The following is an 18,247-nucleotide window of genomic DNA, read 5'->3' as shown; positions in this document are numbered from 1 at the left end:
CAAAAACGGCGAACTCGTCGAACCCGGCACCGCCTCACCCGACCAGCAGGAGGCTGCCTGAAACAACCTCATCCACAGATCTTGACAATATCTCCTCTCACTTTACTAACCCGCGTCTTAGTAGATTGTGTGATGACCTTGTGAGAGCCGCGACGGCGGGCCGGGGCTCACTATGCAGACGGGGAAGGTGAAGATGGGTCGGCGACGTGGCTTCTTCGCGGAACTTCAGCATCAGCAGCGACTCGTTGAGCAACGCAAGCGGCGACAGGATGCCGAGGCGGTGCGTGCGTACAACCAGGCGGTGCGTGAAGAGCAGCGCGCGCAACGCGACTATGAGCGCGCCCAGCAACAGTTTGCGCGCGCCTCAGCTGCCGAGAAGCGCGAAGCAGAGAAGCTTGCAAAGGAGCGGCACCGCCAGCGGATGATAGCGAAGGCCGAGAAGCAGACCAGGCACTTCGCAGACATCTACGAACAGATCGACGGTATCCTCGCTGCCACCATTGAAGTCGACGACTACGTTGATCTAGCAGCGCTTCGCGAGGTACCCGATGTGCCGCCTTTCGACCCGGGCGAACTCGCGGTCCCAACACCGCTACCGCAGTGGTTGCAGCCGGTTCCCGAGCCCGTATTCACCCCTCCGCCTGCACCTTCGGGACTCGCGAAGTTCGGTTCGCAGAAGAAGTATCAGCAGATGCATGCACAAGCCGTACTCGAATGGCAGCAGCAGCATGCTCATTGGCAGCACTACGTGGCGGTGACTGTGCCACAGACCAACGAAGCGCTTCGACACCAACATGAGCAGGCCGAATCTGATCGGCTTGTTCGCCTGGACGCAGCGAGACGCGAACACGATGCTCGATGCCAGAAGGAGGAAGCGCGAGTCGCACAGCATAATCGGAAGATCGACGAGTTCATCCGAAGTATGGAGAACAATGATACGGCGGCCATCGATGAGTACGTCGGCATCGTGCTCGCCAACTCGGTCTATCCAGAGGCATTCGAAGTTTCCCATGACTATGCCTTCGATGGTGATCTGAAAGAGCTCACTCTCTCGGTGTCAGTACCTCCACCGGATGCCATTCCGTCGGTGAAGAGTGTCAAGTACGTCGCTACGGCCGACGAGCTCCGCGCGACGATGTTGTCGCAAAAGGCCCAGCGTGACCGCTACAACGGTGCAGTCAACGCGGTTGCTCTGCGGACACTCCACGAAGTCTTCGAGGCTGACCGCAGCCACCACGTCGACTCGATCGCGATGACAGTGGGCACCACTCTGATCGACCCCGCCACCGGCCATCACGCCACGATTCCGTTCGTCCGGGTGGCCGCGACACGGGATCAGGTGCTTGGTTTGAATCTCGCCCGTGTTGAACCCGGACCCGCTCTTGCTGGCCTCGGCGCGGCCATATCAAAGAACGCGTATGGCTCGATTGGAGTTCACGGTGTTGGATTGACCGCGCAATGACCCGTCAGCCTGCGGGTACTCAATCACGCTGCGTGGCGGAAGAATAGCGAGCCGTCCTGGTTGTCGCGTTTTTTCGACTGGTTGCAACAACTGGCGTTGTCTCATGCCCCGGCGTACCGAATCGGGAAGCGCGCCGCCAGTGAGGAGATCCCGCGGCGAGGAACGCGTTTTTGGCTCGATCAGGTGACAGACGACGGCGCGGCGCCACCGTAATGTCCGATTTGTGCCGCATCCTTCGAGAGCCCTCGTTGTGCTGACTCTGTCACTGTTGTCGTTGACGTTCGTCGCCTGCAGCACCGACGGCACCGCGACGAAGTCGGCAGGATCGTCGCCGAACCAGGAGTCACCGAAGCCGACGATGATCGTGCTGGACGCCTCGGATTCGATGAACACCGACGATGCTCCTGGTCCCCGGATCGATGCGGCGAAGTCGGCGGTGACGTCTCTGGTGGATTCATTGCCGGGCCAGTCCGAGATCGGCGTGGTGGTGTTCGGCGGCACTGTGCCGTCCGAACGTGGTCCCCAGGCCGGATGCGCCGACGTTGAAACGGTGTCACAGCTCGCGCCGATCGACGCGCACGATCCCCGGCCCAAGATCGCCGGGGTCACCGCACAGGGCTGGTCGCCCGTGGGAAAGGCGCTCCTGGCCGCGAGCGAACCGCTATCCGAAGCACCCGGATCGATCGTGCTGGTCTCCGACGGTGAGTCCAATTGCCAGCCCGATCCCTGTGAGACCGCACAGAAGATCCGTACCGAGAATCCCGACATCACGATCAGTGCGGTCGGTTTCAAAACGGATGCCGCGCAACTCAAGTGCATTGCGGCCGCCGGTGGCGGGGTTTTCGTGACCGCCGACAACACCGCGCAGTTGACCGCCCGGCTGAGTGCGGTTCAGACCGCAGACACGGCCGCCAGTCAGCTCAGCGCCGAGGGGCTGTACGGCATCGAGATCGGACAATCGATCGGTGACGTCAGAGCCGCGCACGCCGACTTTCCGTCCGGATCGGGAACCACCGTCGTCGAGTGGCGAGACTGTAAATGGCACTTCGACGACGGCGTACTGACCCGGATCGAGCCGAAGGACCCGTCCACCATTGATGGTGTACGAGCCGGAACTCCGATGACGCGGCTGGTGGAACTCTACGGTGCGCCGATCCAAGTCGACGAGACCATCAAGCGTGCCTACTTCACCGCGAACCGAGACAAGGGGACCGCGTTCGTCGTCGACTACGACGGCGACACCACGAACGGCACCGTCAAGACGATCTATCTGTGCAAATGTCTTCCCGCCGCAAACGCATCCGAGAGCGCTCCCGCGGGCACTTCGACGGTGTCGTCCGCGCTCACCTCGCTGTGCGGTGTCATTGCCGAGACCCGCGTCCTGCAGCACCCGAAGCTCGGCACGGTGAGCGTCGGCATCAGCCGTCCGGCGGGTCAGGGAGCGGGCGAGGGATGCGTCGCCGCAGTCGGCGCAAAGGGTCAGAAGCTGCTTGTCCAGAAGGTGAGCGTGTACGGAGATGAGATCGACTTTGCCGACCCGCCAACCGATTCCACCAAGAATGTCTTCATCACGTACAACCCCGGACGCTACAACGGCGTGATCACGTTGGTTCCCGATGACAAGGGATATGAGGACATCGGCTGGGGTGATGACGATCCGGGCTATCAGACCACCAAGAACGCCTACTACTCAGCCGAACTCAAGGGTCCGGGAAGCGACGGGAAGTACACCATCGAGACCTCGGCCAACGACTGCGATCCCAGCTGCGCCGACGGGACCATCACGAAGAAGACCCTCAAGTGGAATGGGTCGAGTTACAAGTAGGCGCGTCCGCATCGCTCGCTCGTCCCACGCGCGGGCGGTAGCGTCACGCTCATGCCCACCACCGCGGATCTGATCGAGCCGTCGGTTGGTGGCGCGACGCCCGTCGAGCGGTTCGCCGCAGGTCCGGTGTGGGCGGCCGCGGCCGTGCAGGCCGTGCTGTTGACGGTGTTCTCGGGCGGCTACGACTACCACCGCGACGAGTTGTATTACCGGATGCTGCAACCGGCGTGGGGCTACGTCGACCAACCCCCCTTGACACCGGCCATCGCCCGGATGACTCTCCACATTGCCGACGCGGAATGGGCGCTGCGCATCCCCGCGACCCTCGCGTCGGCGCTGACCGTCGTCGTGGTGGCGATGATCACCTGGCGACTCGGCGGCGGTCGCGCCGCCCAGGCCCTGGCCGCCTGGGGGTACGCCACCGCGATGATGCCGCTGATGTTCGGTCACGTCCTGTTCACCGCGACATTCGATCTGCTCCTGATCTCGCTGGCGGTGTACGCGCTGCTGGTGGCGGTGCAGGGCCGCGACCGCTGGTGGGTGGTGGCCGGGCTGATCGTGGGTCTCACCACGTACAACCGGTGGATGATCGTCACCGTGGTCTCCGGACTCGTGCTCGGTCTGCTGCTGCTGGGGCCCCGGCGGGCGTTCCGCACACCGTGGCCGTATCTCGGTGGCGTCGTCGCGGTGATCGTGGGTCTACCGAATCTGCTGTATCAGGCCCGGCACGGGTGGCCGCAGCTCCAGATGGGTGCGGCCCTCGGCGCGGACAACGGCGCGGATGTCCGTAGCGGCTTTGTCGTGATGCTGATCGTGCTACTCGGTCCACCGCTGGTGGCGGTGTGGGGCACCGGGGTCGTGTGGCTGCTGCGGCCCGAACGGCGCCACGTTGTCGGCTGGCTCGTGATCGGTTTCGCCGTCTTGTTGGTGTTCTCCTTCGTCGGCGGTGCGCAGCCGCACTATCCGATCAACCTGCTGTCGGTGATGTATGCCGCCGGCTGTGTGCCGGTGGCCGCGTGGATGTCGGGCCACCGACTTCGACGATGGTTCGTGATCCTCGTCGTCGCCATCAACGCCGCGGTGTCGACCGTGCTCGCGTTGGCGGTCATTCCGCTGAGCACCGTCGGTCGCACGCCGGTCGTCGACGCCGGAGCGATGGTGGCCGACCAGATCGGCTGGCCGCAGTACGTGGCCCAGATCGCCCGAATCTACGACGAACTGCCTGCGCCCCGACCGCCCATCCTCGCGTCGAACTACGGGGAAGCCGGAGCGTTGGCCCGGTACGGCCCCGAGTTCGGTCTGCCGGAGCCGTATTCGGCGCACGTAGGGCTCTACGACCAGCGCCCCCTTCCCGAGAACACCGACGCCGTACTCCTGGTCGGCGATCAACTCGACACGGCCACAGACCTTTTCGAATCATGCAGAGTTCTCGCGACCCTCGACAACGGGCTCGGCGTCGACAACGAGGAACAGGGGATGCCCGTCGCACTGTGTGAACACCCGCACGATCCGCAGCACCTGTGGCCTGCCCTGCGTCACTTGGGCTGACACCGACCTGCCTCGACTTCGGCCGAAACAGATTCTCGCGGCGACAAATTCGCACGAAACGCGCAAATCGTTCGGTGACTTCGGCGCGTGTCCGTCAATCAGTACCATTCTTGCCGTTGATCGGGTCAATGACATTGTCAGGCCGGACTGCGTTTGCGACCATTGGTCGCACATCCGCTCGGTTGAGGAGCACACATGAGAACTCATTTGTCGACGGCCATCGCGATAACCGCAGTCGCCGCCGCTGCCGCGGGAACAATGGCAACAACCGGCACCGCGAACGCGGCCGTGACCGCGTTGAAGATCCAATCGGCAGTGGGCTCGTATGGCACCGGGTGCGAGTACACGTTGACGGCCACCACGAACCACAATGGGAACGTGGACTTCTACGACGGCAATCAGGCGTTCGGGAGGGCTATGTCGCAGAACTACGTGGCCACCATCACCTGGAAACCGACGACCACGGGGACACACGTGCTGGGCGCGACCCAGGGTTCGTCGACCGGCGGTGGCGGGAGCGCGGCGCCTCCGGAAGCCCAGAAGACGGTCGATGTCAAGCAAGGGTTGGACCTGGGCAGTTCGTGTCTCGGTCTCTGACCCGGGCTTGAGCCCGCCCGACTGCGTTGGTACTCCGCTCAACCGCGAATGGCGGCCGTGATCGCCGATGAGCCTCCGAGGCTGAGTCCGCCGTCGACGCTGAGGACCACACCGGTGACGTAGGAGGCGGCGTCGGAGGTGAGCCAGTCGACGGCATTCCAGATGTCCTCGGTGCTCCCAAACCGGGCGAGTGGAACCGCTTGCGTCCATGCGTCTTCGGACGCCTTGGTGGGGGCCAGGCGCGCCATTCCCTCGGTGCCCCGGATCGGCCCCGGGGCGATCGAGTTGACGCGGACGCCGGCCGGACCCCACTCCATGGCCAGTGTTCGGGTCACCTGGTCGACGCCCGCTTTCGCGGCGCTCACGTGGACCTGCCCGGGCGTGGGCAGCCAGGATTGTGCCGCGGAGATGTTGATGATGCTTGCGCCCGGCTTGCGCAGATGGGGCCACGCGGCGTGCATCACGTGCCACGTCCCTCTCAGGTCGATGTCGACGACGGCGCCGAATCCGCGGGGGCTCAGTTCGGCGGCCGGTGCAACGAAATTGCCTGCGGCACCGGACACCACGACGTCGATCGGACCGAACCGCTCGGCGGTCTCGGCGAATGCTGCGGCAACCGCGTCGGGGTCGCGGACATCGGCGGCAAAGCCGAGTGCGTTGCAACCGAGCGCAGCGACCGCGCCGTCGACCTTCTCCTTCGACCGGCTGAGCACGGCCACGCTGTCGCCTCGCTCAGCAAACCGCTGTGCCAGTGCGAGATTGATCCCGCTGGTGCCGCCGGCGATGAAGACCGACGTCATGACGCCGACCGCTGGAGTTCGGCGCCCATGAGCTCGACAAGGGTGTTCAGGGCGCGCAGCGGACGGACCATGACGGTGAACTCGACCAGGGAATCGCTGGAATCCCAGCGAAGCAGGTCGATGCCGTGCACCTGCACACCATCGAGGTCGGCGGTGAACTCGAGCACCGCGGAGTCCCCTGACACGAACTCACGGTGATACGTCAGGGTCGGCCCGAGAACCGTCATCGCCGCCCTCAGGTAGCTCGCGGCCCGTACGCGACCCTCCTGCGGAGTGAAGACTGCCGGCGACCGGAACACGACGTCATCGCTGAGGAGCGCGTCGAGCGGCGCACCGGTGTCACCTGACTCGACGATGCGGTGCCACGCGGTAACCGCTGCAGGCTGTGTCATGAGCTTCTCCATCGGTCGGACGACGTCGGTGTCGTCGGTGTCAACAGGGTCATCAGTACCGGGTCATCAGTACAGCTCATCGGTACAAGACGGGGCGGTCGGTGAATCTCGCGGTTCGCTTGTGCGAAAAGGCGTGCACGCCCTCCGTGAAGTCGGGTGCCACCAGAAGTGCCATCTGGCCGTCCTTTTCGCGTGCGAGCGCGCCGTCGAGCTGGGGGATGGCACAACTGTTGATGGCATCTTTCGACCGTGCCATCGCGGCCAACGGTCCGCGCCCGACGGTGGCGACGAGTTCGCTGAACGCCTCGTCGTAGTCCGCGGTTGGCCACACGTGGCTGATCAGGCCGACGCGGAAGGCATCTGCGGCGGGCATCTTCTCGGCGAGCAGGGCCATCCGCAGTGCGCGTGCGCGACCGACGGCGGCGGTCACCAGCGCCGTGGCCCCCGCATCGGGCATCAGCCCGATGCGACTGAACGCGAGCAGAAAGTACGAGTCCTCGTCGGCGGCGACGAGGTCGGCGGCCAATGCGATCGACACACCGGCGCCCGCCACGATCCCCCTGGCGCGTGCGACCACGAGCTTGGGACTCCGCACGATCGCCGTCACCAGCCGATTGGCGGCATCGAGAACCTGCGCCGACTGTGTGTCCACGGCCACGTCGGCGCTCAGGTCGGCACCCGAACAGAACGCCCGACCCTGACCTGCGATCACCAGCAGATCCACGTCCTGGCGGCGGCTGCATCCTTCCACGGCCGCGGCCATCTCGTTCAGGTCGTCGAGAGTGACCGCATTGAGCCGGTCCGGACGATCGAAGGTCAGCGTCAGCACCGCTCCCTGCTGGTCGATCAGCATCTCTCGAGACTCCGTTCCGGTATTGACAATCGCGCGCCAACGCAGCACCGTCTTTAGCTAACGTTCGCTCAGTATAGGTGGCTTCGGTCACACCACGTCAAGCAGGGAGCACCAGAGCACATGGCGTTCTACACGTCCGACCACGAGAGCTATCGCGCGACGGTTCGCGAGTTCGTCAAGCGCGAGATCACGCCCAATCTCGAGCGATGGGAGGAGCGACGACTCATCGACCGCGACGTCTATGTCGAGGCAGGTCGGCTGGGCCTGATCGGGCTGGCCGTGCCGGAAGAGTTCGGGGGCGCCGGCGAGCCCGACTACCGCTACCGCATGGTGGTGGCCGAGGAGATCGCCCGCGTGGGTGCTGCGGGATTTGCGCTGTGTCTGGCCCTGCAGGATGACATCGTCGCGCCTTATCTGACAGACCTCGCCGACGATGAACAAAAGAAGCGATGGCTGCCCGGCCTCGCCTCTGGCGACCTGATCGGCGCCATCGGGATGACCGAACCCGGCGTCGGCTCCGATCTCGCCAATCTGTCCACCACGGCGTCGCGCTCCGGTGACGAATGGATCCTCAACGGTCAGAAGACCTTCATTTCCAGCGGTATTCAGGCCGATCTCATCGTGGTAGCGGCATCGACCGATCCCGGCAAGGGCGCACGGGGAGTGTCACTGTTCGTGGTCGAGGACGGCATGCCGGGCTTCGAGCGTGGCCGCAAACTCGACAAAGTCGGGCTTGCCAGCCAGGACACCGCCGAACTGTTCTTCACCGACCTTCGGGTGCCGTCGACCAACCTGCTGGGCAACCTCGGCGAGGGCTTCGTGTCGATGATGCAGCGGCTCCCGCGTGAGCGGCTCTCGATCGCCGTCAGCGCGGTCGTCGCATCGCAGGCCGCGCTCGCGTGGACCGAAGAGTATGTGTTCGAACGCAAGGCATTCGGACAGCGTGTCGGAGACTTCCAGAACACGCGGTTCGTCCTCGCCGAACTGGAAACCGAGGTCGACATCACGAGGGCATACGTGGAGCGATGCGTCCTCGCGATCAACGACGGCACCCTCACGACCGTCGAGGCCTCCAAGGCGAAGTGGTGGGCCACCGAACAACAGCAGCGGGTGGTCAATCGATGCCTGCAACTCTTCGGTGGCTACGGCTTCATGAATGAGTACGCCATCGGCCGCGCCTACCGCGACGCCCGCATCCAGACCATCTACGGCGGCACCACCGAGATCATGAAAGAGATCATCGGTCGTGACATCGCCGCCCGACACGCCTGAGGAACCCCGCCGTGACCTTGCCCGAAGTATTGACCAGACCCCTCACCGTCCCGGTTGTCGGCTCGCCGATGTTCATCTCATCGGGACCCGATCTCGTTGTCGCACAATGCACTGCGGGTGTCATCGGCTCGTTCCCGAGTCTCAACGCCCGACCGCAAACGCTGCTGGGCGACTGGCTCGATGAGATCACCGAACGCATCGCGGCATACACCGGGACCCAGCCCGACCAGCCGGTGGCACCTTTCGCCGTCAACCTGATCGTGCACAAGTCCAATGACCGAATCGACCGTGACCTCGCCACGGTCGTCGAACACGAGGTGCCGATCGTCATCACCTCACTGGGCGCCCGCACCGAGGTCAACGACGCGGTCCACTCCTACGGCGGCATCGTGCTGCACGACGTCATCACCAACACGTTCGCCCACAAAGCGATCGACAAAGGGGCCGACGGGCTCATCGCGGTGTCGGCGGGAGCGGGCGGTCACGCCGGCATGCTGTCCCCGTTCGCGCTGCTCAGCGAGATCCGCAGCTGGTTCGACGGTCCGCTGCTGTGTTCCGGTGCCATCGCCAACGGTCGGTCGATCCTTGCCGCACAGGTCGCGGGCGCCGACTTCGCCTACATCGGTTCGGCATTCCTGTCGACCGACGAAGCAATCGCCGCAGCCGCCTACAAGGACATGGTGGTCGCGTCGTCGTCGAGCGACATCGTCTACAGCAATTTCTTCACCGGCGTACACGGCAACTACCTTCGGGGCTCGATCGTGGCGGCCGGCTTCGACCCGGACAACCTTCCGACGTCGGACCCGACGAAGATGAGTTTCGCCGACGCTGCCGCCGACGTCGCCGCCGATGCCGCGTCGCCGGCAAAAGCCTGGAAGGACATCTGGGGATCGGGCCAGGGCATCGGCGCGATCACCGAGCGGGGAAGCACCGCCGCACTCGTCGAGCGCTGGCGAAAGGAATACGACGCCGCGCTGGCCTCACTGGCGACCCCGTGACCACACCGTCGAAGGAGACGAACATGGACCTCGCCGTTCACCGCCGGATCAACTGGTCGTCGCTCACTGCGACGCACGCGCAGCAGCGGCCCCACCAGCCGGCGATCCGCTTCAACGGTCGCACCCGCACCTGGGCACAGTTCGACCAGCGAGTGTCGCGCTTTGCGGCCTGGCTGCGCACCACCGGCACCGGGTCCGGCGATCGGGTGGCGCTGTTCACGATGAACACACCGGAATTCCTCGAAGTGGTCACCGGATCAGCACGGGTCGGGGCCATCGCGGTGCCGCTCAACTTCCGGCTGAGCGGCGCCGAACTCGCGTTCATCCTGGAAGACAGTGCGCCCGACGTCGTCGTGGTCGAGGCCGCGCTGCACCCGGTGCTGCTGGAATCCGGCTGGGCAGGAAGGACTCTCGTGATCGGCGCCGGTGCCCCGACGGCCGGAACCCGGCCGTACGAGGCGGCGCTGGCAGACTCCGACCCCACGCAAGTCCTCGACGACGTCGACGACAACAGCGTCGCCATGATCATGTACACCTCGGGCACCACCGGCCACCCCAAGGGGGCGATGCTCACCCACCTCAACCTGTTCGTTCAGGGCATCACCACGCTGCGCGCATTCCACATGTGGGGCGACGATGTCTCGTTGATCGCCACCCCGATGTTTCACATCGCCGCAATCTCCGGCATCCTGCCGATGCTGATCACCGGCGGTGTCATCGTCGTTGCACCGCTCGGTGCCTTCAACCCTGCCGAACTGCTTGACCTGCTCGAAGCCGAACAGGTGACCAGCGTCTTCCTCGTTCCGGCGCAGTGGCAGGCGCTCGTCGCCCAGCCCGATATCGCGAGCCGCAAGCTCGCCTTGCGGACCACCTCCTGGGGTGCGGCCCCGGCGTCTCCGACGCTCATCCAAGCCATGGTCGACGCCTTTCCCGGAGCACTGAATGTGGCGGTCTTCGGACAGACGGAGATGTCGCCAGTGACCTGCGTGCTGCGCGGCGAGGATGCCCGCCGCAAGCTCGGTTCGGTGGGAAAACCGGTGAGCTACGTCCAAATTCGTGTGATCGACGCCAACGGCGACGACGTGGGACCCGACGAGGTCGGCGAGATCGTGTACCGCGGCCCGAACATGATGGCGGGGTACTGGAACCGCCCGGACGCCGACGAAGCAGCCTTCGCGGGAGGCTGGTTCCATTCCGGTGATCTCGTGCGACGCGACGACGAAGGTTTCGTCTTCGTCGTCGACCGCCTGAAAGACATGATCATCTCCGGTGGGGAGAACATCTACTGCGCCGAAGTGGAGAACGCGCTTGCCGCGCACCCCGCCATTCTCGAGTCGGCTGTGGTGGGCCGTGCCAGCGACCGATGGGGGGAGGAGCCGGTGGCGTACCTGGTGCTGCGCGAGGGCCGGAGCGCACCGACGTTGGACGAACTGCGGGACTGGCTTGCGCCGCGCCTGGCCTCCTACAAACAGCCGAAAGCCGTCATGGTCGTCGAGGAACTACCGCGAAACGCCAGCGGTAAGATCCAGAAGTTCGCGCTGCGCAACCCGGTGTGAGCCGTTGGTCATGGTGGGTGTCGTCGTCATCTCACGTTGGGCACGCGGGCCAGGCGCCGGCTTTCCGCGTAGGCCAGGGCATCGGTCCAGTCGGTCCTGTCGCGAATCTTGGCCCGGTACTTCATGATCTCGGTCTGACCGTTGAGGGTCAGCACACCGACGAGACGATCACCGGAGCGAAACAGCGCCACCCAACGGTCACCCTCGGCCGAGCCGTCGACCACCGCCACCTCGTCGGCCACCGGTGAGCCGAGGAACTGGATGCGTGAGCCGTACCAGTCGGACCAGAAGTACGGCACCGTCGCATACGGTGCGGCATGGTCGGGATCAAGCGCATTACGGGCGGCGGCCGCACCCTGCTCGGCCGCGCTGGTCCAGTGTTCGAGGCGTTGCCGTCGACCGAACACCGGATTGGGCCAGTTCGCGACATCACCGGCGGCGTACACGCCCGCCACGCTGGTGGCCAGGTATCCATCGCATGTGATGCCATTGTCGGTGGCCACACCGGAACCGTTGAGCCACTCGGTATTGGGGATTGCGCCGATCCCGACGACTACGAGATCCGCGTCGAGTTGCGTGCCGTCGTCGAGTTCGACGGCCTCCACCCGATCGTCGCCGTGGACGGCGCTGACTCCGGAACCACACAGCAGGCGGGTGCCGTGGCGCGCGTGCAGATCGGCGATCCACCGGCCGGGAGCCTCGCCGCAGGCACGCGCCAACGGTGTGGGCAACGCTTCGACCACGGTGACGTCCAGACCACGCTTTCGCGCCGCGGACGCCACCTCAGACCCGATGAATCCGGCCCCGACCACGACGACGCGCGCACCGGCGTCCAACGCTGACCGCACGGCCACGGCATCGTCGTGGGTCCGCAGGGTGTGCACACCGGTCAGGTCCGTTCCGGGCAACCGGCGTGCGCGGGCGCCGGTCGCCACGACGACAGCGTCGAACGGCACCGGCCGATCGCCGACCATCACGGTGCGTTCGTCGGTGTCCAGTCTCGTTGCGGCAGCGCCGAGAACGAGGTCCACCCCAAGATCTTCGCGCAGATGCTGCTCAGTACGGAACGTGGTCACCTCGGGTTGGGGCGCGTCGAGGTAGGCCTTCGACAGGGGCGGGCGATCGTAGGGTAGGTGCGCTTCGTCGCCGATGAGTGTGATCGCCACATCGGAATCGGACTTGCGTGCCGCCTCGGCTGCGCGCAATCCGGCCAGCGATGCCCCGACGACCACGAGACGGGTGCTGGTCATGGCTCGAGGGAGATCGCCTCGGTCGGGCACGTGCTGATGGCCTCTTCGATGGTGGCCACCTCGTCAGCGGAGACGTCGGCGTTGAGGAGGACGAGCGTTCCATCGGCTCCCACCTCGAAGTGATCGGGTGCGATGGCTTCGCACAGACCCAGTCCGGTGCACTTGTCGGTGTCGATGCAGATCTTCATGATGGTCTCGCTTTCGGTGCGGGTGTAGGTCACAGGAGGCGGCGCATGAGTTTCAGTGCTCGTGGCGTGTAGGGCGGGTACACGAAGCCGGGATCGGGCCGAGATGCCCTGGTGAGCACGGCCTTCCGGTGGCTGAGATGCCGGAAACCCCATATGCCGTGGTAGGCGCCCATGCCGCTCGGCCCCACGCCGCCGAACGGGAGCTGCGGACACAGCACCTGCATCGCGAGGTGGTTGAACACCATTCCCCCCGCGGGGATCTCGGCGATGATCCGCTTGCGCACCGCAGCCGATCCCGTGAAGGCGTACATCGCCAGCGGTTTGGGCCGGCCGGTGACGAACTCGACGACCTCGTCGAGGCCGTCCACGGCGAGCACGGGCAGGATGGGGCCGAAGATCTCCTCGGTCATCACCGGATCGTCGGGTTTGGGGTCGACGAGGACGGTGGGTTCGATCGTCAGCCGTTGCGGGTCGTGGGAGCCCCCGCTGGACACGGCACCCGAGGTGGTGTCGAGGTATCCGGTCAGCCGTGCGAACTGACGGTCGTTCACGATCGGCACTGCGAGGTCGCCACCGCGCATCTGGGCCACCGCGGTGCCGATGCGTGCCACCAGGTCGTCGCAGATCTCCCGGTCGGCGAGGACATAGTCGGGAGCCACACAGGTCTGGCCGGAGTTGAGAAGCTTGACCCACGCGATCCGCCTCGCGGCCACCTCGAGGTCGGCGTCGGCGGCGACGTACACCGGGCTCTTGCCGCCCAACTCGAGGGTCACCGGGGTCAGGGTGGGTGCGGCACCGGCCATGATCTTGCGGCCGATCTCGGTTCCACCGGTGAACAGGGCGTGGTCGAAGCCCAGTGCGAGCAACTCCTGGGTGACCGCCCCATCGCCTTCGATCACCGCGACGGCGGAGGTGTCGAGATAGCGCGGTACGAGGTCGGCGATCAGCGCAGAACTCGCCGGTGCGAGCTCAGAGGGCTTGACCACCACGCAGTTTCCGGCGGCCAGTGCCGCCACCATGGGTGAGAGGGTGAGATAGATCGGGTAGTTCCACGGGCCGATGACCAGCACCACGCCGAGCGGTTCGTACACCACCCGGCCGCGACCGGGCTGCTGGCTCAGCGGCAGCCGCACCCGCTCGGGTCTCATCCAGCGACGCAGATGCTTGAGCGCATAGTCGATTTCACCGATCGTCGGGGACACGTCACCGAGCCACGCCTCCGCCGGGCCGCGCCCGAGATCGTCGGCGAGAGCCTCGGCGATCGCGCTCTCGTTGTCGTCGACGAGTCGGCGCAACCCGGCGAGCTGGCGCTTGCGCCAGGCGATGGGCCGGGTGACACCCGAGCGCTGCGTCTCCTGCAGCTTCTCCAGTAGCTGCCGCATCGGACCCTCAGATCTACGGCGCCGGTACCAGGCCGGTGTACACCGCGCCGAACGCACCGCCCTCCACCAGTAGCGGATGCCCGTTGATCCAGCTGGCGTCGTCGGAGCCCAGGAAGGTGACCGCGGCGGCGATCTCCTCCGGTTTCGCGTGGCGGCCGAGCAGTTCCTTGAGACCGTCGAGGTTGTCGATGCCCATCGTCTCCTCGAAATCGGGCAGGATCGGTGTCTGCACCGGGCCGGGAAGCACGGCGTTGATCCGCAGCCCGGCATCGGCAAAGACGAGACCCATCATCATCGTGTATACGGTGACGACCTCTTTGGAGAAGTTGTAGGCGTTGCCTTCCTGGGGATGCTCGGCAAACCACTTCACCCCCTCATCGAAGGTGTCGGTGGCCAGCAGGTCCTTGATGACCTCGAGGCGGGCCGGCCAGCCGAACCCCGCGGTGGACGAGACGTTGACGACCGATCCACCCGGCTCCAGACGGGGAAGGATGCCCTCGCTGAGTTGCCGCACAGCCATCGCGTTCACCCGGAAGACGAGTTCGGCGGGTGCTGTGCCCGGCACACCGGCCACGTTGAACAGGGCGTGCACGGTGGGCGGAAGATTCTCGAGTGCGTGCTCGATGCCGACCGGGTCGGAGAGGTCTACCTTGTGATGTTCGGTGACCGCCGCGGTGGGCTCGTTGCGGTCGAGGCTGTAGACCTCGGCACCCTCGGCGATCAGACGTTCGGCGGTGGCGTGCCCGATACCCGATGCGGCACCGGTGACCACGACTCGTCGGCCCGTATATCTGGACATGTCAATCCCTTTCAGCGGATCTCGCACGGCAGCGACTTGACGGCACGGACAAAGTTGCCCCGCATCAGCTGTGGCTCACCGACTTCGAGTGTCGGAACCCTGGTGAGCAGTTCTCGCCAGAGATGGGTGATCTGCATCTTCGCCAAGAAGTTCCCCATGCAGAAGTGGGGACCGCCGCCGCCGAATCCCTGGTGCGGGTTCGGGTGACGTGACAGGTCGAATTCGCGCGGATGGTCGAACACCCGCTCGTCACGGTTGCCCGACGAGTACATCATCGCCACCCACTCGCCGGCCGCGATGGGCTGGCCGGCCAGGACGGTGTCTTGCGTGGCAGTGCGCCGGAATGTCATCACCGGTGACGCCCAGCGGATGAATTCCTCGACGGCCGTCCGTATACGCCCGTCGTAGTCCTCCATGAGCCACGCCCGCTGTTGTGGGAACTCTTGCAGAGCAAGGGAAGTGAAAGAGATCGTGTTACGCGTGGTGTCGTTGCCGCCGACCGATGCCAGCACGAAGAACGCGGCGATCTCGTCATCGGCGAGTTTGTTACCGTCGACCTCGGCATTGACCAGCCCGGTCATGAGGTCGTCGGCGGGTTCGCGGCGGCGCAGGTCGGCGAACTCGAGACCGGTCGTCAGCAACGCCACGAGCGACTCGTTGACCACCTCCCCCGGCTCACGGCCGTTGGCGACATCGGGGTCGTTGTAGGCGACCATCTCGTCGGCCATGTGCGACGCCTCGGCGCGCAGTGCCGGATCGAGGCCCATCATCTCGTAGATCGTCCACATCGGCATCTGCTTGGACACGAGGTCGACGAAGTCGCCGCCGCCTTCGGCGAGCAGACCGTCGACGATCCGACCGGCCTGCTCCCGGATCCGGTGATCGATCTTCGCGACCTGTTTGGGGGTGAACGCCGCACTGACCAGGCGGCGCAACTGCCCATGCCGCGGCGCATCCATGGCGAGGAACGAGTGGGATGCTTCGAGGAGATCCTCTGGTGCGTCCTCGAATTGGACACCTTTGCCCGAGCAGAAGCGGGCCGGGTTCTTGCTCACCTCGGCGATGTCCTCGTGCCGAACGACCACCCATACACCGGGTTGCTCCGACGGCATCAGGTCTGCCTCCATGGGTGGATGCCAGGTGATCGGATGGTCCGCCCGCAGGCGGGCGAACACGTCGTCGCGTTCATCGAACGACTTCGACCAGAAGTTCATGTCCGTGACACGTTCTGGGTGGAACGTGTGCTCGGCGGTGGTGATGGTCATGCCGTGGCCTCCTGAACGCGGTACTGGTTGATGAGGTGCCGTTTGACGAGCTTGCCGGTGGGCGTCCTCGGTAAGTCGGGAACGAAGTCGACGCTCTTGGGTGCCTTGTAGTGCGCGATGCGATCCCGAACGTAATCGACTATGTCGCTTGCCAGTTCGTCGGTCGGTTCCACACCGTCACGTAGTTGCACCACGGCTTTGACCGATTCACCCATCACCGGGTCGGGCACGCCGATGACGGCGACGTCGCGAATGGCCGGATGTAGGGTCAGAACGTTCTCGACCTCTTGCGGGTAGATGTTCACCCCACCGGAGATGATCATGAACGACTTGCGGTCGGTGAGGAAGAGGTATCCGTCGTCATCGACGTAGCCGAGGTCGCCGACCGCCGTCCAGGTGGGATGCCCCGGATGTTGTGCTGCGCGGGTCTTGTTGTCGTCCTTGTGATATCGGAATGGTAGGGCAGGGCGCTCGAAGTACACGGTGCCCACCTCGCCGGTGGGTAGCTCGTTGCCGTCCTCGTCACAGATGTGGGCGACGCCGAGGATCGGCTTTCCGACCGAACCGGGCTTCGTCAGCCATTCCGGCGACGTGATGAGGGTGAAACCGTTTGCCTCTGTTGACGAGTAGTACTCGACGAGGATCGGTCCCCACCAGTCGATCATCGCCCTCTTGACTTCCGGCGGGCACGGTGCGGCCGCGTGCACGGCGATGCGCAGACTCGACGTGTCGTACCGGTGCCGGGTCTCATCGTCGAGTTGAAGCATCCGCACGAACATCGTCGGCACCATCTGCAGCATGGTGACCTTGTACCGCTCGATCGCGGCGAGGGCCGCCTCCGGTTCGAATCGCTCCATCATCACCACGGTTCCGCCGTTGGCTTGCGTGACACCGCAGTAGCGCAGCGGTGCGGCGTGGTAGATCGGCGCGGCCGACAGGTAGACGGTGTCGGGGCTCATCCCGAACGCCTTTCCGAGCAGGTCGAAGATCGGATCGCCCGGTTGGTCGACGGTGATCGGGAGAAGCGGCGCCTTGATGCCCTTGGGGCGGCCGGTGGTGCCCGACGAGTACAGCATGTCGGCGCCGCGGGGCATCTGCTCGAGTGGTTCGCCGGCGTCGGCGATGACCGCCTCGTAGGAATCGTAGCCGAACACTTTGCCGCCGAACGCAAGTCGTGTCTCGACCTGTGGCGTCAGCGACGTCACGGCCTCGGCGAGCTCGGCGAGCGATGCGGCGGCGACCAGCGCCGTGGCGCCGGAGTCGTCGATGATGTAGCCGACTTCCTCGGCGGTGAGATGATGGTTGATGGCCGTGATGTAGAGGCCCGAGCGCAGTGCGGCCCAATACACCTCAAGTGCTTCGGGGCTGTTGTCACTGAGCAGCGCGACCACATCTCCGGCGCGAAGGCCGCGGTCGTGCAGAAGACGGGCGAGGGAGGCCGAGTTGGTCTCGAGTTCGCCGTAGGTCAGGATGCGGCCCGAATCGGCCATGACGAGTGCGGGCTTCTGCGGATCGAGGGCAGCGTACTTTCCGGGATACATGTCGTGGACTGCGCCTCAGCCGACGAGCAGGTCGGTTCGGCCGTCGGCCTTCAAGCGATCGACGTAGGTGGAGAAGAGCTGCTTGGACAGTGGTGCGACCTTGAGCATCGCCGCGACATTGCCGCCGACTTTGATGTGGCCCTTGGCCATGGCCAGCGGAAGGTTCACCTTGCCCTGCCAGTAGGCGTTTCCGGTGTCGGCGGTCATCGCGAGTTCGGCATCGGGAACCAGCGATCCGATGCCCTCTTGCACCACTCCGTTGCCCATGTCGATCGCGAGGACGACGTCGGGGTCGGCGAAGTCGAACTTGATGATGATCCCGGCTGCGTGGAGCTTGGCGGCGAGCTCCGGATCCTCAAACGCGTTCTCGAAGATTCCGCCGATGTACTTCGTGACCTCTGTGGAGTCTCGGAACCCCATGATTGCCTCCAACTGCTGAGTGTGACGCGGCCCACGTGGCGTGAGTCACAAACAGTAACATAAGTTATGTTATGGATAAATGCAACCGTCTGCCCCGGG

Annotated in this window: 17 protein-coding genes; 7 read left to right on the top strand and 10 right to left on the bottom strand. The window is 65.2% G+C overall.

Annotated features, from left to right (window positions below; all coding sequences use genetic code 11):
- Positions 1 to 193 precede the first annotated feature (193 nt).
- The 4 genes from ACWDTD_RS14550 (at position 194) to ACWDTD_RS14535 (ending at position 5,432) form a co-directional block, all read left to right on the top strand.
- Positions 194 to 1,462: a hypothetical protein gene (locus ACWDTD_RS14550; protein WP_449747827.1), complete on the top strand. Its 1,269-nt coding sequence runs from the start codon at positions 194 to 196 to the stop codon at positions 1,460 to 1,462.
- A gap of 250 nt (positions 1,463 to 1,712) precedes the next feature.
- Positions 1,713 to 3,287: a vWA domain-containing protein gene (locus ACWDTD_RS14545; RefSeq protein WP_449747826.1), complete on the top strand. Its 1,575-nt coding sequence runs from the start codon at positions 1,713 to 1,715 to the stop codon at positions 3,285 to 3,287.
- 51 nt (positions 3,288 to 3,338) lie between these two features.
- Positions 3,339 to 4,835, top strand: a complete 1,497-nt coding sequence (locus tag ACWDTD_RS14540; RefSeq protein ID WP_449747825.1) for a glycosyltransferase family 39 protein — start codon at positions 3,339 to 3,341, stop codon at positions 4,833 to 4,835.
- 195 nt (positions 4,836 to 5,030) lie between these two features.
- Complete coding sequence (locus tag ACWDTD_RS14535; protein ID WP_449747824.1) at positions 5,031 to 5,432, top strand: hypothetical protein; 402 nt, start codon at positions 5,031 to 5,033, stop codon at positions 5,430 to 5,432.
- Positions 5,433 to 5,470: 38 nt separating this feature from the next.
- On the opposite strand, the gene ACWDTD_RS14530 is transcribed toward ACWDTD_RS14535, so the two are convergent.
- The 3 genes from ACWDTD_RS14530 to ACWDTD_RS14520 all read right to left on the bottom strand — a co-directional run bounded on the left by ACWDTD_RS14530 (position 5,471) and on the right by ACWDTD_RS14520 (position 7,477).
- Entirely contained in the window at positions 5,471 to 6,232 is a 762-nt protein-coding gene (locus tag ACWDTD_RS14530; RefSeq protein WP_449747823.1) for an SDR family oxidoreductase, read from the bottom strand.
- Positions 6,229 to 6,624, bottom strand: coding sequence for a nuclear transport factor 2 family protein (locus ACWDTD_RS14525; RefSeq protein WP_449747822.1), 396 nt, complete (start codon positions 6,622 to 6,624; stop codon positions 6,229 to 6,231). Before ACWDTD_RS14525 ends, ACWDTD_RS14530 begins: the two co-directional genes overlap by 4 nt.
- 76 nt (positions 6,625 to 6,700) lie before the next feature.
- On the bottom strand, positions 6,701 to 7,477 hold the full coding sequence (locus tag ACWDTD_RS14520) for an enoyl-CoA hydratase-related protein (RefSeq protein ID WP_449747821.1): 777 nt from the start codon (positions 7,475 to 7,477) through the stop codon (positions 6,701 to 6,703).
- 120 nt (positions 7,478 to 7,597) lie between these two features.
- On the opposite strand from ACWDTD_RS14520, the gene ACWDTD_RS14515 reads away from it, so the two are divergent.
- From ACWDTD_RS14515 to ACWDTD_RS14505, 3 genes are read left to right on the top strand one after another with little or no spacing between them, the layout of a single operon-like run.
- Positions 7,598 to 8,749, top strand: coding sequence for an acyl-CoA dehydrogenase family protein (locus ACWDTD_RS14515; RefSeq protein WP_449747820.1), 1,152 nt, complete (start codon positions 7,598 to 7,600; stop codon positions 8,747 to 8,749).
- Between the two features lie 11 nt (positions 8,750 to 8,760).
- Positions 8,761 to 9,747 (top strand): NAD(P)H-dependent flavin oxidoreductase, encoded by a 987-nt coding sequence (locus tag ACWDTD_RS14510; RefSeq protein WP_449747819.1) that lies wholly within the window; start codon positions 8,761 to 8,763, stop codon positions 9,745 to 9,747.
- A 23-nt stretch (positions 9,748 to 9,770) separates the two neighbouring features.
- The gene (locus ACWDTD_RS14505; RefSeq protein ID WP_449747818.1) at positions 9,771 to 11,303 is read left to right on the top strand and encodes a long-chain-fatty-acid--CoA ligase; all 1,533 of its coding nucleotides are present in this window, start codon (positions 9,771 to 9,773) and stop codon (positions 11,301 to 11,303) included.
- A gap of 26 nt (positions 11,304 to 11,329) precedes the next feature.
- On the opposite strand, the gene ACWDTD_RS14500 is transcribed toward ACWDTD_RS14505, so the two are convergent.
- Genes ACWDTD_RS14500 through ACWDTD_RS14470 form a run of 7 tightly spaced genes read right to left on the bottom strand, consistent with a single transcriptional unit; the run spans position 11,330 to position 18,148 of the window.
- The gene (locus ACWDTD_RS14500) at positions 11,330 to 12,553 is read right to left on the bottom strand and encodes an NAD(P)/FAD-dependent oxidoreductase (RefSeq protein WP_449747817.1); all 1,224 of its coding nucleotides are present in this window, start codon (positions 12,551 to 12,553) and stop codon (positions 11,330 to 11,332) included.
- Entirely contained in the window at positions 12,550 to 12,741 is a 192-nt protein-coding gene (locus ACWDTD_RS14495; protein ID WP_449747816.1) for a ferredoxin, read from the bottom strand. The genes ACWDTD_RS14500 and ACWDTD_RS14495 overlap by 4 nt, the downstream gene beginning before the upstream one ends.
- A 29-nt stretch (positions 12,742 to 12,770) precedes the next feature.
- On the bottom strand, positions 12,771 to 14,123 hold the full coding sequence (locus tag ACWDTD_RS14490; RefSeq protein ID WP_449747815.1) for an aldehyde dehydrogenase family protein: 1,353 nt from the start codon (positions 14,121 to 14,123) through the stop codon (positions 12,771 to 12,773).
- A 13-nt stretch (positions 14,124 to 14,136) separates the two neighbouring features.
- On the bottom strand, positions 14,137 to 14,922 hold the full coding sequence (locus tag ACWDTD_RS14485) for a coniferyl-alcohol dehydrogenase (RefSeq protein WP_449747814.1): 786 nt from the start codon (positions 14,920 to 14,922) through the stop codon (positions 14,137 to 14,139).
- Between the two features lie 11 nt (positions 14,923 to 14,933).
- Entirely contained in the window at positions 14,934 to 16,187 is a 1,254-nt protein-coding gene (locus ACWDTD_RS14480) for a cytochrome P450 (protein ID WP_449747813.1), read from the bottom strand.
- Complete coding sequence (locus ACWDTD_RS14475) at positions 16,184 to 17,728, bottom strand: acyl-CoA synthetase (RefSeq protein ID WP_449747812.1); 1,545 nt, start codon at positions 17,726 to 17,728, stop codon at positions 16,184 to 16,186. Before ACWDTD_RS14475 ends, ACWDTD_RS14480 begins: the two co-directional genes overlap by 4 nt.
- A gap of 15 nt (positions 17,729 to 17,743) precedes the next feature.
- A complete protein-coding gene (locus ACWDTD_RS14470; protein WP_449747811.1) occupies positions 17,744 to 18,148 on the bottom strand; it encodes an SCP2 sterol-binding domain-containing protein in 405 nt (134 codons plus the stop codon).
- Positions 18,149 to 18,247: the final 99 nt, after the last annotated feature.

The organism is Gordonia sp. NPDC003425 (genome assembly GCF_053588635.1).
This window is presented reverse-complemented; position numbering and strand designations above follow the sequence as displayed.